The organism is Robertmurraya sp., from assembly GCF_036676585.1.
Taxonomy (GTDB): domain Bacteria; phylum Bacillota; class Bacilli; order Bacillales; family Cytobacillaceae; genus Robertmurraya_A.
In genome coordinates this window covers 29,130-44,872 of the sequence record NZ_JAKFCQ010000154.1, presented here as the reverse complement: position 1 = coordinate 44,872, position 15,743 = coordinate 29,130, and the positions used below count along the sequence as shown (strand labels likewise).

14 protein-coding genes and 2 riboswitches are annotated in these 15,743 nt (G+C 38.6%); of the genes, 8 read left to right on the top strand and 6 right to left on the bottom strand.

The genetic code is table 11. The features are described 5' to 3' along the window. On the top strand, window positions 1-361 hold a 361-nt coding region (locus ACGLXV_RS19395), incomplete at its 5' end, for a cation diffusion facilitator family transporter (RefSeq protein ID WP_391559962.1). Between the two features lie 41 nt (window positions 362-402). On the opposite strand, the gene ACGLXV_RS19390 is transcribed toward ACGLXV_RS19395, so the two are convergent. The 4 genes from ACGLXV_RS19390 to ACGLXV_RS19375 all read right to left on the bottom strand — a co-directional run bounded on the left by ACGLXV_RS19390 (window position 403) and on the right by ACGLXV_RS19375 (window position 4,894). After that, a complete protein-coding gene (locus tag ACGLXV_RS19390; protein WP_391559961.1) occupies window positions 403-1,107 on the bottom strand; it encodes a TerC family protein in 705 nt (234 codons plus the stop codon). A 28-nt stretch (window positions 1,108-1,135) separates the two neighbouring features. Then, window positions 1,136-1,292, bottom strand: a riboswitch (yybP-ykoY riboswitch). Between the two features lie 120 nt (window positions 1,293-1,412). Then, complete coding sequence (gene chbG / locus ACGLXV_RS19385) at window positions 1,413-2,123, bottom strand: chitin disaccharide deacetylase (RefSeq protein WP_391559960.1); 711 nt, start codon at window positions 2,121-2,123, stop codon at window positions 1,413-1,415. An 11-nt stretch (window positions 2,124-2,134) separates the two neighbouring features. Further along, window positions 2,135-3,451, bottom strand: coding sequence for a 6-phospho-beta-glucosidase (locus ACGLXV_RS19380; RefSeq protein ID WP_391559959.1), 1,317 nt, complete (start codon window positions 3,449-3,451; stop codon window positions 2,135-2,137). Between the two features lie 72 nt (window positions 3,452-3,523). Further along, window positions 3,524-4,894, bottom strand: a complete 1,371-nt coding sequence (locus ACGLXV_RS19375) for a PTS sugar transporter subunit IIC (protein ID WP_391559958.1) — start codon at window positions 4,892-4,894, stop codon at window positions 3,524-3,526. 183 nt (window positions 4,895-5,077) lie between these two features. Here ACGLXV_RS19375 and ACGLXV_RS19370 point away from each other — a divergent pair, with 183 nt between their 5' ends. The 5 genes from ACGLXV_RS19370 (at window position 5,078) to ACGLXV_RS19350 (ending at window position 10,664) form a co-directional block, all read left to right on the top strand. After that, window positions 5,078-5,815, top strand: coding sequence for a GntR family transcriptional regulator (locus ACGLXV_RS19370; RefSeq protein WP_391559957.1), 738 nt, complete (start codon window positions 5,078-5,080; stop codon window positions 5,813-5,815). A gap of 149 nt (window positions 5,816-5,964) precedes the next feature. Next, window positions 5,965-7,176 (top strand): MFS transporter, encoded by a 1,212-nt coding sequence (locus ACGLXV_RS19365; RefSeq protein WP_391559956.1) that lies wholly within the window; start codon window positions 5,965-5,967, stop codon window positions 7,174-7,176. A 186-nt stretch (window positions 7,177-7,362) separates the two neighbouring features. Beyond that, a riboswitch (purine riboswitch) is annotated at window positions 7,363-7,464 on the top strand. A gap of 122 nt (window positions 7,465-7,586) precedes the next feature. Beyond that, on the top strand, window positions 7,587-8,180 hold the full coding sequence (locus ACGLXV_RS19360) for a xanthine phosphoribosyltransferase (protein WP_119709733.1): 594 nt from the start codon (window positions 7,587-7,589) through the stop codon (window positions 8,178-8,180). Further along, on the top strand, window positions 8,180-9,487 hold the full coding sequence (locus ACGLXV_RS19355) for a nucleobase:cation symporter-2 family protein (RefSeq protein WP_119709734.1): 1,308 nt from the start codon (window positions 8,180-8,182) through the stop codon (window positions 9,485-9,487). The genes ACGLXV_RS19360 and ACGLXV_RS19355 overlap by 1 nt, the downstream gene beginning before the upstream one ends. 85 nt (window positions 9,488-9,572) lie before the next feature. Continuing rightward, window positions 9,573-10,664, top strand: coding sequence for a DNA alkylation repair protein (locus tag ACGLXV_RS19350; protein WP_391559955.1), 1,092 nt, complete (start codon window positions 9,573-9,575; stop codon window positions 10,662-10,664). Window positions 10,665-10,726: 62 nt separating this feature from the next. On the opposite strand, the gene ACGLXV_RS19345 is transcribed toward ACGLXV_RS19350, so the two are convergent. Together ACGLXV_RS19345 and ACGLXV_RS19340 are read right to left on the bottom strand one after the other, a co-directional pair. After that, the gene (locus ACGLXV_RS19345; RefSeq protein WP_391559954.1) at window positions 10,727-11,197 is read right to left on the bottom strand and encodes a hypothetical protein; all 471 of its coding nucleotides are present in this window, start codon (window positions 11,195-11,197) and stop codon (window positions 10,727-10,729) included. Window positions 11,198-11,340: 143 nt separating this feature from the next. Further along, window positions 11,341-14,427 (bottom strand): efflux RND transporter permease subunit, encoded by a 3,087-nt coding sequence (locus tag ACGLXV_RS19340; RefSeq protein WP_391559953.1) that lies wholly within the window; start codon window positions 14,425-14,427, stop codon window positions 11,341-11,343. Window positions 14,428-14,647: 220 nt separating this feature from the next. Here ACGLXV_RS19340 and ACGLXV_RS19335 point away from each other — a divergent pair, with 220 nt between their 5' ends. After that, window positions 14,648-15,499 carry a TetR/AcrR family transcriptional regulator gene (locus ACGLXV_RS19335; RefSeq protein ID WP_391559952.1) on the top strand — a complete coding sequence of 284 codons (852 nt, stop codon included), beginning with the start codon at window positions 14,648-14,650 and terminating at the stop codon, window positions 15,497-15,499. Between the two features lie 99 nt (window positions 15,500-15,598). After that, window positions 15,599-15,742: a hypothetical protein gene (locus ACGLXV_RS19330; protein ID WP_391559951.1), complete on the top strand. Its 144-nt coding sequence runs from the start codon at window positions 15,599-15,601 to the stop codon at window positions 15,740-15,742. Window position 15,743: the final 1 nt, after the last annotated feature.

Below are 15,743 nucleotides of genomic sequence, written 5' to 3'. Positions count from 1 at the left end.
GTATATCGCGGATCCCATTATTTCCGTCATTGTTGCTTTATTAATTTTACGTAGTGCATGGGGTGTCATTTCTCATTCTCTTCATATACTAATGGAGGGAACACCACCATCTGTGAATCAAGAGGAAGTTAAGAATGCCCTTGAATCAATTCAAGGTGTGATCGATGTGCATGATCTCCATATTTGGACGATCACATCTGGACTTCACTCTCTTACTTGTCATTTACTGGTGAAAGAGGAACACCATTCACAAACGATTTTACAAGAGGCGATTCGGACACTAAGCAGTCGATTCCACATTGACCATTCTACGATACAAATTGAAACATCAACCGATTTACATCAAGCCCTAAAAATATAAAAAAAGTGCTCCCTTTCTAAATTGGGAGCACCTTGCATATCTTAGTGAGAACCAGCTTTTTTCAGTTCAAATGTTTCTTCGTTCTGAGTTGCAAGCTGTTTCTTTTTCACGGTCATACGACCAGCTAATAAAACAGCAGCAATGACTAGGATCTCAAAACCATACTTGATAAATCCGTTAGCAAAAATTCCATTTAGGAATCCTTCTCCAACGATCATTTTTGCTGCTGTCCAAGCTAGAATAGCTGAACCAATGGTTACGATAACTGGGTAACGTTCGATCCATTTAATAATCATTGTACTACCCCACATAACAACAGGCACGGAAACAAGTAATCCAATAATTACTAACGTCATATTCCCATGAGATGCACCTGCAATTGCCAGTACATTGTCTAGTCCCATTAACGCATCAGCGATGATCACCGTACGTATGGCTGCCCAGAATGTATCTCCGGCTTTTACGTCACCGTGGCTATCGTCATCAGTCAATAGCTTATAAGCGATCCAAACAAGTAATAGTCCACCTACTAGATGTAAACCAGGGACCTTCAGTAACCAAACAACAGCAAGTGTTGCGACCACACGAATGATAATTGCTCCAAGTGAACCCCATAGTATAACTTTTTTCTGCTGTTCCTTTGGAAGATTTCTAGCTGCTAATCCAATAAGGATGGCATTATCACCGGCAAGAACTAAGTCAATAGCAATGATGGTAAGTAGTGCAGTTAAAAATTCTAGTTCCATAAATATTCCCTCCTAAAAATAAGTTCTTATCGATTTTTTTGCCTACAAAATAAAGAGACCCTTGCCATTGTAGGCAAAGGTCTCGCTAAGCACAAGTAAAATGCCAACAAAGCCGATGGATTGCTCCATGGAATGACGACTTTGTTTCAGGAAAATTCCTGACGCTACTCCCCTTTACTGAGAAAGGAAAATCGATATTCAAGTAATATTATACTATTACTATACTCTAATCAAAATGATTACATGACTATTATTACATAAATTTATTACTATTTGCAACTATAAAACTTGTAACATTTTCCCTTTTACAATAATTGAATGCCTTCAGGTAACACCACTGCTTTTAAAATATCTACCTCTTCTATGCGCTTGTACGTATAGGAGGAACGATTTAAAAGGGCAGTATCTAAGTAAGCGGGGTGAGCCATGACTTCAATTTTTATTGGTTGGGTGAAGCTTTCCTTAAGCTTGTCGAAATACTCTGCTTCCAACCCGTCTCCATAAAAATCAAATAGGGCCACATCTGAGAACGGCTCGACTCCTTGAATTTGTTCTAATCCATTTGCTCTAACCGGTAAGTTATATTTTTTAGATAATCGTTGAACAACCGGTAATAGCTCCTCAATCGTATGAACATGGTGATGACTATCCATATGTGTAAGGGATACACCTGAGGTTAGGAACTTTTCAATTTGAGCTGTCCATTCTCTCTCCACCTCTTCAAGAAGTACAGTGGCTTTTTTCGAGTGGAGCTCCGACAGGGAATGAAAGGATCCCTCTTCATTTGTAAGTGACGAAACATCTTGTAAAAGAGGTTTCCCGCATGTAAGGACTAAATGAATTCCGACTTGCAGGCTAGGATGCTCTTTTGCAAGCTGAATGGCCTGCTCCGTTCCTTCCATATTCATCATCATTGTGGCGGAGTTCACAATTCCATTCAGATGAGAGTCAATAATCCCATAATTCACTCCAGAACTAAAACCAAAATCGTCTGCATTTACAATTAATTGAATCATGTACATTCTCCTTATCTTAAAGTAAACTGTGGCAAATGCTCTTTATGCGCTTCTAACATTTCATTAAGAATCGTCTTCGCTGTTTGATCACTTGGAATAAAGGGATTCATGGTCATGGCTAGAAGGGCTGTATTATAGTTTCCAGTTACCGCTGCTTCAATGGCCACCTCTTCAAAGGATTTCATATAACCAACTAGTCCTCTAACCGCTACTGGCAGTTCTCCCACACTAATTGGTTTCGGACCATCTTTTGTAATGACACAGCTTACTTCTACAGCGGCATGAGCAGGAAGATTAGAAATAGCACCGTTATTTCTTGTGTTCACAGCTTGGATATCACGCTTATCTGTATACATCGAGTGGATCAATCGAACGGCTGCATCACTGTAGTAAGCTCCACCTCTTTTTTCTAGCTGTGGAGGCTTGATGTCTAGGCTTGGGTCCTTGTATAACTCGAATAAATCATCTTCTAATCTCTTTACAACCTCCGCTCGAATATTTCCTTCACGGAATTTTTTGAGCTCTTCTTCTAGCATGTTACCAGACTTGTAATAATAATTATGATATGGACATGGAAGGACATTTAATGCTTGTAAAAATTCAGGCTCCCATCCCATCGCATGAATATTTTGCATCGTAATCGCCTTGTCTGGGTCTGTTAAAAGGGAGATCACTTCCTTTTTCACTGAAACTCCGTCCACAAAGACATCCAATCCATACACTAGATGATTTAATCCAGCAAAATCAATTCTCACTCGGCTGTGGTCCACACCTAATAATTTCGCAACTCCCATTTCCATCCCGATTGGAACATTACAAAGCCCTACTACTTTTATTTTCGTATGTTTTAAGACAGCCTCTGTCACCATACCAGCTGGGTTTGTAAAATTGATGAGCCACGCATTGGGACAAAGCTCCTCCATCTCACCGCATATATCGAGGATCACCGGGATAGTTCGGAAGGCTTTAAACAGTCCACCTGGTCCGTTCGTTTCTTGTCCTAACACTCCATGCTTTAATGGTATGCTTTCGTCAAGTTTACGAGCCTCTAGCAAGCCTACTCGTAATTGGGTTGTGACAAAGTCTGCCCCTTCTAACGCTTTTCTTCGATCGAGTGTTAAGTGAACCTCGATTGGAAGCCCTGCTTTTTCGACCATTCGTTTGGCTAAATTCCCAACAATTTCAAGTTTCTCTTTTCCTGCCTCTATATCAACAAGCCATATTTCTCTTATTGGTAGTTCGTCATAATACTTAATAAATCCTTCTATTAATTCGGGCGTGTAGCTAGATCCTCCGCCAATCGTTACAATTTTTAATCCTTTATTCATGATTTGACCTCCTTATATTTAAAGAAAAAGAAACTCCCTGGAAAGGTACATAACCTTGCCCAGGGAACGAGTTTACATTTTCAAAGTATCAGTGGGAGCTTCAAGTTCTCTTTCTCTGTCTTTTCTTGCTTCTATCTTTCCTTGGGCAATGACGAATGGTAGATAGATAGCAATCGAGACTACTAGGTTTATAGCCGCAAGAACCGCTCCAGAAATATGACCACCGGTAGCTAGTAAACCACCTAGAATGGCTGGTGTTACCCATGGGATATCAGCCACAACTGGATGAACTAGGCCGAAGCTAATCGATAGATACGCGATAATTGTCATAACAATTGGACCTAAAATAAACGGAATGAACCAGATTGGGTTTAATACAATTGGCAGACCAAATAGTATAGGTTCGTTAATTTGGAATACCCCTGGAGGAGTCCCTAATGCTAACAGCTGTTTATGCCTTCTTCTTCCGGCAATAAACATCGCAATGAGCAAACCTAGTGTCGCTCCCGAACCTCCTAAGTAAACAAAGGCATCCAGGAAAGACCCGGCAAGAATGTTATAGTCCTCAAGCTTCTCCACACCTTGCGCATACAAATTCAAGTTTTCCTGTCCCAACTTCGTCATTAAAGGTGTTGTAATTCCACCTAAAATATTGGGTCCGTGTAATCCAATGACCCAGAAGCCATGAACTAGAGCAACAATTAATACCGCAAATGGCAAAGAATCCACTGCCCCAGTTAAAGGCGTAACAAGAACTTTATTTAACCAATCATTTAAATAAGCGCCGTCACTAATGAATTTTCGTAAAATAAGACCAAATAAACCCATCGTAAAAATGGTCGCCATCCCAGGCAGAAGTTTTGAAAAAGAACGTGCTACCGCTGGTGGTACACCATCTGGTAATTTAATCACCAAATACTTAATCTTCGCTAACCGCACAAAAATTTCAGTCGCAATAATAGAAACGATAATACCTGTAAAAAGTGCAGTAGCATTAAAGTAATTCCAGCTAATGAATCCCCAAGCACCACCAGTGACGGCCTCTCCTCCTTCAGGTGTGAGGGTTACATTTCCTATTTGGGGAATGAGTACAAAGAAAGCTGCACCAGCAACGAGCATCGCTTCAAACCCATCATCACCATAGGATTTCGCAAGCTTGTAGGCAATTCCAAAGACAGCAAAAACGGTCATAAACGCAAGCGTCCCCCACCAAATGTCTCCGCCAAGCGTATTCCATGTTTCTCCGAATAAGGCAACCATCATTTTCTGATACGGTTTCCCAATCCCTGGTACAGATCCTAGGTTATTTAACAGGACGGCCAAAGAACCAACCATCGTAATCGCAATCATTCCAACCAACGCGTCACGAATCGCAAGTAAATGCCTGTTATTCCCCAACTTGTTCGCTACCGGCATGATGTATTTATCAATAAAATTCATCATCCACCAATTCCCCCTTATGTTGTTTTTTTGAGAGCGCTTACCAAGATGTATCTCCATTGTAATGACTTATACATCATATTTCAATACAATTATTAAATTTGTCACTACAAATTTATTTCCCTCTAATTGAAGATACAAATGATGAATAATGTTTGCTATAATGAAACAAGGAGGTTATCCGATATGAATGAAGAGATAAAAGATGGAAATGCCCTACATTTACAGGTGAAGGAAGCAATTATCCAGCTAATAAAAGATGGAGAATATCCACCAGATTCGCAGCTCCCAACAGAGGCAGAGTTTTGCGAAACCTTTGGGGTTAGCCGTACGACAGTAAGAACAGCACTTCAACAGTTAACATCAGAGGGATATATATACCGAAAAAGAGGAAGCGGTACATTTGTATCTAACAATAAAGTGAAGCAAGTGTTGACCACAACCATTGAACGTTTTTCAGATCAGATCTCGATGCAAGGAAAAATACCGTCGATTAAAGTCATTAATTTGGAAGTGGTTCCTGCGGACGATTATTTGATGAATCTTCTAAAAGTAAGCGAAGGCGAGCCTGTTAATCTACTCGAACGAGTTCGTTTTGTGAATGATGAGCCTCTTCAGTATGAAATCTCTTATCTTCCTTGGTATAAAACGCCTGCTATTCGTAAAGAAGGCTGCGAAGATTCACTGTACAAGCTGTTACAAACTCAATATGACCTTCACATAAGTAAAACAGTTGAGAACTTAGAACTGTATCTTCCGGATGAGGATGTAGCGAAAAAGCTTCATATTCCAGTGGGCAGCCCTTGCTTTTCTTTAGATACACATGCGTACTTAGAGGATGGAACCATCATTGAGTACTCAAAAACGATATTCCGTGGAGATTTGACCCATTTTATTATTGAAAGAAATTACAACAGAGTGTAGAGCTCTGTTGTTTTCATTTGTCGTGACAACATAAGTTTCCATCAAATTTACCCATGACAGATTTTAGAAAAACTTATATAATAATCTTCGGGATACGAAATTTTTTGTCATCATAAGAATATATTAAGTTAAAAAGAGGATATAAAATCATGTGGAAAAATCGGAATGTATGGATTATTTTAATTGGGGAGTTTATTGCTGGGGTTGGATTATGGACCGGAATTATCGGAAATTTAGAATTTATGCAAGCGAAGGTACCATCAGATTTTCTTAAGTCGCTTATCCTTGCTACTGGATTATTAGCAGGAATTCTTGTTGGCCCTCTTGCTGGTCGAATGACCGATCAGTATAGTAAAAAAACAATCATGATTTATTCGGGAATTGCCCGTATGTTCAGCGTCATCTTTATGTTCCTCGCTCTTTATACCGGCTCCGTCTGGTGGATGGTCGTGTTTATGATTGGTATTCAGCTCTCTGCTGCTTTTTATTTTCCAGCACTACAATCAGCCATCCCTCTAATAGTTGCAGAAAACCAACTTCTCCAACTGAATGGAGTACATATGAATGTGGCGACCATTTCACGTGTACTAGGTACGGCTTTGGCTGGTGCCATGCTGGTCGTTATGCCGTTATCCATGTTGTATGTAGCATCTTTTGTTGCTTACGGTATTTTACTCGTTTTCACCTTCTTTTTAAAAATGGATGAGCATGCTATATCTAGTTCATCTCTTAAAAATAACGGTTCTAGCGGATTTAAAGACGTCCTCCCTGTTATCAAAGGAATGCCCGTAGTCTTGATGACACTCATTATGGCACTTGTTCCATTGTTGTTTCTTAGTGGCTTCAATTTGATGGTGATTAACATTAGTGAGATTCATGATGACTCCTCGATTAAAGGATTGATTTATACAGCAGAAGGCATTGCCTTTATGTTAGGAACGTTTGTGATTAAAAGGCTCAATGATAAATGGTCTCCTTTTACCATTATTTTCGTTTTTTCAACCGTGATCGGTTTGGGTCAAATCTCCTTGTATTTTGTTGAGATCAAGGCTCTTGCTATTCTTTCTTTTGCAATAGTTGGTTTTGCAGTTGGCTGCTTTTACCCGACCGTCTCTACTTTGTTTCAAACGAAGGTTCCAAAGAGCTTTCACGGCCGCTTCTTTTCGTTCCGAAATATGCTTGACCGGATCATGTTTCAGGTCGTGCTACTAGGAACCGGGTTTTTATTAGATGTGGTTGGATTGCAGATTATGGTACTTATTTTCGGAGCCATTTCGTTACTCACTACAGGAATCTTTTATAGTAGAAATAAACAGCATCCTGTTGAGTTAGATGTGGAAGTTGCAACGGTTACCAAATAAATCCATCAAGAGGTGTTCATTATGGACACCTCTTTGTTCGTATTTTATTGCCTTTTAGCTGAGTTTTCATATTTATCTGACTAATGAAACCCTTAACACGAATATTATTTCATCATTTTACCAGTAACTTTCGGAATTATTCGCTATTTCACTATTGAACTACAATATAATGGTGGTATAATAATTACTAACTTCATAGGATTCACTCATATAATAGCGAGAATATGGCTCGCAAGTTTCTACCGAATTACCGTAAATGATTCGACTATGAGTGAGCAATGGGAATTGCTACGATATTTGTTTTATCCATGCAAACCACGCCTTTTAAAGTCTAAGGTCATTGCTTCACTCAATTTGATGTGAATGCAATGAAGTTAGGCTTTTTTATTTTTCTTTCTTAGGGAGGACATATGAAGTTATTACAGGACAAGATTTTACAAGAGGGAAAAGTACTCTCCGAGTCTGTTTTAAAAGTTGACTCGTTTTTAAACCACCAAATTGACCCTCAGCTCATGCTAGAGATTGGTGAGGAATTCGCTCGTATATTTGCAAATGAAGGTATTACAAAGATACTCACACTTGAGTCTTCAGGGATCGCTCCTTCGGTTATGACAGGATTAAAGCTTGGCATCCCTGTTATTTTTGCTAGAAAGCGCAAGTCTCTTACATTAACAGACGATTTACTAACGGCAACTGTTTATTCATACACGAAACAAGAGTCTAATGAAATCTCTATTTCTAACAAATTTATTGAAAAGGGTGATCACGTCCTTATCATTGATGACTTTTTAGCAAATGGAGAAGCTGCCTTAGGTCTTATCGAGCTTGCTACACAGGCTGAAGCAACGATTGCTGGAATTGGAATCGTTATTGAAAAATCGTTCCAAGCTGGTGGAAAAAAATTAAGAGAACAAGGCTGGAAGGTTGAGTCACTAGCAAGAGTAGAATCCCTTTCAAATGGAAAGGTCAAATTTGTAAAAGACAAGGTGGAGGAATCAGTATAATGAAAACAAATCCGTTCAAACTTACTTCTTTAGGAATTCAACATGTACTTGCCATGTATGCTGGGGCAGTTATTGTTCCACTAATCGTCGGAGGAGCACTTGGATTAACAGGCGAGCAATTAACGTACTTAGTTTCGATCGATATTTTAATGTGCGGTGTGGCAACACTTTTACAAGTTTGGAAAAATAAATTCTTTGGAATCGGCTTACCTGTTGTTCTTGGATGTACATTCACTGCCGTTGGTCCAATGATTGCAATCGGTGGAGAATATGGGATTTCTGCCATTTATGGATCGATTTTAGTTTCGGGTCTTTTCGTTGTTGTGATTGCGAAGTTCTTTGGAAAGCTCGTTCGATTTTTCCCACCTGTAGTAACAGGTTCAGTTGTAACAATTATCGGGATTACGCTCATTCCTGTTGCTATTAACAATATGGCTGGTGGTCAAGGAAGCCCTGATTTTGGTTCTATGACAAACATTTCTTTAGCTTTTGGAACTCTTCTTTTTATTATTGTTTTATACCGCTTTTTCACAGGTTTTGTTCGTTCGATTTCGATTCTTTTAGGTTTATTAGCAGGTACAGTGGTTGCTGCCTTTATGGGAATGGTTAATTTTTCAGCTGTAGCTGAAGCTAGCTGGTTCCACATGGTCACTCCTTTCTATTTCGGAATGCCAACATTTGAAATCACAGCGATTTTAACGATGATCCTCGTTGCGATGGTAAGTTTGGTTGAGTCTACTGGAGTATATTTTGCCTTAAGTGATATTTGTGAAGAGGAAGTAACGGAAAAGGATTTAGCTAACGGGTATCGTGCAGAAGGCCTAGCTATTCTTTTAGGTGGATTATTTAATTCTTTCCCATATACTACGTACTCACAAAACGTTGGTCTTTTACAAATCACGGGTGTAAAGAGCAAAAATGTGATTTATACAGCTGGAGCCATGTTAATTCTATTAGGATTTATTCCTAAAATCGGTGCCTTAACAACGATCATTCCTACATCTGTTCTAGGTGGAGCCATGATTGCGATGTTTGGAATGGTTATTGCGTATGGTATTAAAATGTTAAGCAAGGTGAACTTTGCCTCACAAGAAAACTTATTAATCATTGCTTGTTCGGTTGGAATTGGTCTTGGCGTAACAGCTGTTCCTGACCTTTTTGCTCAAATGCCATCAAGCATCCGCATTTTGACTGATAACGGAATTGTTGCTGGCAGCATTACGGCAATTCTATTAAATATTGTATTTAACGTAGCTCCGAAAGCGGAACGTGTTCAACCGGTTTTGAATGAGCAGAAAGCATCTTAATTTAAACTTTCGGCCATCCCACTGATGTGGGGTGGTTTTTTTGTTATTATTTATTTAATAAACAAAAATGGAAATGAGGATATATATGGCAGAGTTAATTAAAGATAGATATAGCCCTTCATTTTTTAACCAATTTATCAAAATCTTGAAGTCAGCTTATCCGAGCTTTGATGAAAACCAGTTTTTAACCTTTATTTATGATGACGAATGGGAACAGCGGGAATTCAAGCAACGAATTCGCCATATATCAGTTGCATTAAGAGAGTCCTTACCGCAATCGTATGATTCTTCTATTGAAATATTGCTGACTATCGCTCCACAATGCAAGGGTGTAGAATATTTGTTTTTTCCTGATTTTGTTGAAGTGTTCGGTCTAGACAATTGGGAAACCTCGATTTTTGCACTAGAGCAATTCACTAAATATTCGAGCTCCGAGTTTGCGGTTCGACCGTTTATTTTAAAGAACCAACCAAAAATGATGAATCAAATGCAGCATTGGGCGTTAGATGAGGACGAGCATATACGAAGATTAGCGAGCGAGGGCTGCCGTCCGCGTCTCCCGTGGGCACCAGTTTTGACTGCTTTAAAGAAAGATCCAACTCCCATCTTACCTATCCTTGAAAAATTAAAGGATGACCCTTCCCTTTATGTAAGGAAATCTGTAGCAAATAATTTAAACGATATTTCAAAAGATCACCCCAACTTATTAAAGCAAATCGTTCGTGAATGGAGAGGACAACATCCGCACACCGATTGGATTTTAAAGCATGCTAGTCGCAGTTTACTGAAAAAAGGGGATGTTGAGATTCTTCAACTATTTGGATATTCATCAGCGGCTAATATAGGTGTCCAAAATTTCACTCTTTCATGTGATCAACTATCACTTGGTGAGATATTAACGTTTTCATTTGACGTTATTAACGAATCCTTTGAATCACAAAATCTTCGAATTGAATACGGAATTGATTTTATGAAAGCGAATGGAAAACAAGCCCGAAAGATTTTTCATTTATCTCAAAAGACCTATTCATGTGGCACGACCCAATTGACCCGAGAACATGTATTTAAGAATTTGACTACACGCAAGCATTATGAAGGGTTGCACGGTCTAGTTATTCTTATAAATGGAGAAGAGAAAGCAAAGTCTGAATTTATTTTGAGGGTTAAGGAAGATTAAAGTAATCTATAAGAAATATTAAAACAGCCATTTTGCATTTGTGCAGGATGGCTGTTTCTGTGTTACCACCATTTCCAAATGGACCAATCGCCCCAGGTGTACTGTTTGTTATCATCCCAGTCTTTGTCATACCATGAGTAATCATCTTTATCATCGTCATCATGGTCATGATCATGGTCTCCTTTTTTCCAGCAATACCAATCATGCCATACGTCCTTTGACTCAACACATTTGCTACTATCTTTCTTTTCCCTTAGACATCCATCCCAATCTTCCCAGTCGTCATCGTCCCAATCGTGCTCCCAATCTTTATCCCAATCTTTATCCCCATCTTTATCCCAATCCTCATCTCCCCACTGTTCATCCCAATCATTACTCCCTTTCGAACTAGAAAAGAAAAAGAGGAAACTAAAAAAAGACTTTGTTGATTGTGAATCACTATAAGAGTAACTTGATGTTGCCAAAGCAGAGGATGGGAAAAGAAGACCAACAATCAGCATCACGATGGTCCAGTATTTTAAAGAGCTCTTCAAGAGTTCACCTCCTTTTATCACGTCATACTTTACTACTATTATAACACAATGTGTTCTTAATTAAGAACATTAATATTACGATCCCTCCCTCTAAAATAGAAAAACCCTCAATCAAAAGATTGAGGGTTCCAGCTTGTAACTGCTTAGTTTTCTTCAATTTCTCTACGATTTTTCTTCAACATTTTTGAAAGTACTTCATATACAATCGGTACAATCACTAGTGTTAGAAGTGTTGATGATGTTAAACCACCAATTACCGTGATCGCTAATCCTTTTGAGATTAGACCAGCTCCACCAGCGCCAAATACCATCGGTACCATTGCACCAATTGTTGCGATGGCTGTCATTAGGATTGGACGTAATCTTGTAGCTCCCGCTTCAATGATTGCGTCACGGATCGACATTCCTTCACGTTCCATATGAATAATGCGGTCGACGAGTACAATTGCGTTCGTAACAACAATACCAATTAACATCAATAGTCCCATCATCACGGATACAGAGATCGTCTCACCAGCTATCCATAGTCCAACGAAGGAACCAATCACCGCAAATGGTAAGGAGAATAGAATTGCAAATGGCGCTAACCCTTCTCCAAATGTTACAACTAAGATGAAGTACACAATAAGAATGGCTGCTAACATAGCTACCCCAAGTTGCGTAAATGTCTCTTGCATATCCGCTGCTACACCAGAAACTCCAAGTGTTACTCCCTTAGGCAGATCAAGTTTATCAATCTTTTTATCTGCTGCAGATGTTGCGGCAGATACATCATCTGTCGTGACTGTTCCAGAAACGGTAGAGTAGTATTCCCCTTCACTACGAGCTAATGTGTTATAGGTTGTTCCCTCTTCTACTGATACAAGTTCAGACAACGGCATGGTCGTACCTAATGCAGTTGGTATTTGAGTTTCCAATAATTCATCGATCGATTTTGCGTCTGTTTTTGCTTCACGTTGAACGATGACATCAATTTTTTCACCGTCATTTTCTACGGTTGTTAACACGTCTTCAGAACCTGTATTTGCTAGTGCTCCTACAATTTGTGCGGTGGTTAGACCGTATTGTAACACATCCTGTTGATCCACTTTTAACACATGCTCCACATATGGATTTTCCATATCAGATGTAACGTCTTCCAAGTTTTTCACATCTTTTAATGCATCCTCAACTTGGTTCACCGCTTCATTTAAGTCTTCTAAGTCTTCACTGTACAATGTGTAGCTTACTTCATTTGAACTCATACTACCCATCGCCATGTTTTGCGATTTCCATTCACCAGAATGATCAATGTTAAATACATAATCTTCTACTTCTTTTTTCACTTCAGGGAAATCTTTCATGTCAGGATCAAAGATCAGGTACATTAACGCACCTTTTGCCCCACCCGTCATGATAGACGACATATCTGTAGAAGCACTATTGTTATAAGAGATTTGAACAATGTCTATATCCTCACGTTTCATGAGTTCTTGTTCAACTTCTTCAATATTTTCTAGTGACTCTGCCTCAAGCTCACCAGCAGCTGGTGTGTATGTTAAATAAATTGTTTTTTCTTCTTCAGAACCCATAAAACTAAAACCAATGATTGGAGTTAAAGCAAGAGATCCCGCAAGTAATGCTACCGCAATGACAGATGTAATGATCTTATGATTTAATGCTTTAGCTAGCACACCTTTGTACCATGTTGCTAATCTTCCAACCTCGTTGTGCTGTTTAACTTTCTTTTCTCCATATAAATTTTTACGGAATAAGAAATGTGATAATGCTGGAACAATCGTAATCGCAACAATTAGTGACGCCCCTAAGGCAAAGGCCATCGTTAATGCAAACGGTCTAAATAGTTCTCCAACCATCCCGCCAACAAACATAAGTGGTGCGAATACCGCAACCGTTACAAGCGTGGATGATAAGATTGGTTTAAACATTTCAATGGTTGCTTCACGAATTAATGCACGACCTCTAAGCTTTTCATTTTCCAAATTCATTCGTCTATAGATATTCTCTACGACAACAATCGAGTCATCAATAACACGACCAATCGCTACCGTAATAGCACCTAAGGTCATAATGTTTAATGTAATATCAAGCCAATTCAATAGCAAGAATGCCATAAAAATAGAAACTGGAATCGATACGATTGATATAAGTGTTGATTTCACATCACGCAGGAATAAAAGAATGATGATGACCGCAAACAAGCCACCAAAGAGTGCTTTTTCTACCATTGTGAAAACAGAGTCTTCAATTGGTTTTCCTTGGTCTAATGTTACATCAATGACTAATCCATCAATGGCCTCTTTTTCTTCCTCAATCAAGTCTTTGATTTCATTAACAACTTCTACGGTATTTGCCTGTTGCCCTTTTGTGATTTGAATAGCAATGGCCTCTTCCCCATTTGTACGGGAAATAGATTGTACTTTTCCAACCGTTTCTATTTTAGCAATATCTCCTAATGTGACAAACGGAGTTGAATTTTCCGCCGTTGGTGTAACCGGAATTAATATTTCTTTTAATTCATCAACGGTTTTAATATCTCCATCAACGGCTACTGCTTCTTCTCCTTCTTCAAACTCTTGGAGACCTAACGATAAAGCCATATCACTAGCTTGAACCATTTGTTTCACAGTGTCTTCCGTTAACCCTAGAGCTTCCAACTTCTCTTGGTTATACGTGAATTGCACTTCCTCGATATGTTGACCCGTAATCGTTGTTGATCCCACACCATCAATATTGTTTATTTTCGGTAAGATGGTTTCTTCTACTGTTGTTGACAAGTCAACAATATCTTCCTCTGTGCTGGCTATTGATAAAGCCAAGACAGGCATCATATTCATACTAAGCGCCATAATCGATGGCTCTTCAGCAGCTTCCGGTAACGTTATATTATCTAGTGCTGCTTCTAATTCTCGTTTTTTCTCATCCATATCTACGCCATATTCGTACTCAATTTGCAATTGTGCTACGTTTGCAGATGAGTTTGAAAAGACCGCCTTAACATCTTCAAGCCCCTCAATCGTCTGCTCCATCGGTATCGATACTTCATCCATTACTTGTTCAGCCGTTGCACCTGGGTACACATCCATGACAATCAAATATGGAATGGATACATCTGGAATACTCTCCATCTTCATTTTTGTCCCAGAGTATATACCAGCAGCTGTTACAATAATGGTTAATAACCACACAGCAAGTTTATTTTTCAGGACGAAATTAACTAAACTTTTCAAACATTGTTCTCCCCTTTTGATTAATTCCCTATGATTTGTTATAATCAAAACTATAAATGACCACACAGTCACTACTATAACAATATAACTGACTGATCGGTCAGTCGTCAACTTGTTTGTACTCACAATGTGTTAATACGGACTACTATAAATAAAGATTCAAATTTTTTTATAAAAAAATTACAATTAGATTGGAACTTGGTTTAACGGGGGTTTTTCTATGAATGAAAAAGATAGGCAAATTATTGAAGTGAGCATGAGGCTTTTTGCCAGTAAAGGATTTTCAACAACATCCATCCAAGAAATTGCAACAGAAAGCGGAATTTCTAAAGGCGCCTTTTATCTACACTTCAAATCAAAAGATGACTTACTATTAGCTATTCTACAATACCATTTTGAGATGATAGAGAAAGCCTTCTCCGAACATGTAACAAGCGCGCATAGTCCTCGCGAAAAGTTTATCTCTCAACAAATGGCGTTATATTCACATTTTCTTACGCACAGAGACTTTCTTATTATGCTAACAAAAGAGCAAGCGATACCTAGAAATGAAACCATTAAACAGCTTTTATTAGGAAAGCAAATGGAATCTCATCAACACTATCGTAAAAGCATTATCGAAATCTACGGTCCGGATATTGAACCATACTCATGGGATATAACGATCATCCTTGAAGGTATGATTAAATCGTATATGGGGGTTTTATTATTTTCTTCCCCAGATTTTAATGTTAGACAAGTTACTGAGTTTATTCTCAAGAGAACAGATAGTATTGTGAAGGATATTTATGAAGACAGTCCCTTCTTAACAAACAAGAAAGTTGAAGAAATCATAAACTTTTTCCTATCGTCTGATCAGCCAACTATATTAAATATATTAAAAAACTTAGAAGAAGAGATAGAAAAAATAGGAGAAGACGAATTACTGGTTACTTTTCAGGTATTAAGGGAGGAAATAGAAAAAGAGAAGCCGCGAGTTCCTGTCATTCAAGGAATGCTATCCAACTTCAGTGGATATCCTAGCCTTGACCACTATAAAAATCTCATTTCAGAATATTATTCAAGAAAATAAACGTTCAGCGATTGAACGTTTATTACATAGATTGACCACTCAGTCATCAAAAAGATATAATATTACTGACCGTTTAGTCATATGAAATGAGGGGTAAACATGAAGCTAAATGAGTTAGTAAAACAGGCGGTTCGTGAGACAATGACAATAAGTAAACGATTAACGAGTGCACAAATTGTTGAAAAGCTACAGAAACAAGGAATACAAGCTTCACTATGTAAGCGCCTTGTAACACATGAATAGG

Excerpts from the sequence above, each read along its gene's own strand:
- ACGLXV_RS19390 (WP_391559961.1), bottom strand. The coding sequence starts at position 1,107 with ATGGAACTAGAATTTTTAACTGCACTACTTACCATCATTGCTATTGAC.
- chbG (WP_391559960.1), bottom strand. The coding sequence starts at position 2,123 with ATGATTCAATTAATTGTAAATGCAGACGATTTTGGTTTTAGTTCTGGA.
- ACGLXV_RS19380 (WP_391559959.1), bottom strand. The coding sequence starts at position 3,451 with ATGAATAAAGGATTAAAAATTGTAACGATTGGCGGAGGATCTAGCTAC.
- ACGLXV_RS19375 (WP_391559958.1), bottom strand. The coding sequence starts at position 4,894 with ATGATGAATTTTATTGATAAATACATCATGCCGGTAGCGAACAAGTTG.
- ACGLXV_RS19370 (WP_391559957.1), top strand. The coding sequence starts at position 5,078 with ATGAATGAAGAGATAAAAGATGGAAATGCCCTACATTTACAGGTGAAG.
- ACGLXV_RS19365 (WP_391559956.1), top strand. The coding sequence starts at position 5,965 with ATGTGGAAAAATCGGAATGTATGGATTATTTTAATTGGGGAGTTTATT.
- ACGLXV_RS19360 (WP_119709733.1), top strand. The coding sequence starts at position 7,587 with ATGAAGTTATTACAGGACAAGATTTTACAAGAGGGAAAAGTACTCTCC.
- ACGLXV_RS19355 (WP_119709734.1), top strand. The coding sequence starts at position 8,180 with ATGAAAACAAATCCGTTCAAACTTACTTCTTTAGGAATTCAACATGTA.
- ACGLXV_RS19350 (WP_391559955.1), top strand. The coding sequence starts at position 9,573 with ATGGCAGAGTTAATTAAAGATAGATATAGCCCTTCATTTTTTAACCAA.
- ACGLXV_RS19335 (WP_391559952.1), top strand. The coding sequence starts at position 14,648 with ATGAATGAAAAAGATAGGCAAATTATTGAAGTGAGCATGAGGCTTTTT.
- ACGLXV_RS19330 (WP_391559951.1), top strand. The coding sequence starts at position 15,599 with ATGAAGCTAAATGAGTTAGTAAAACAGGCGGTTCGTGAGACAATGACA.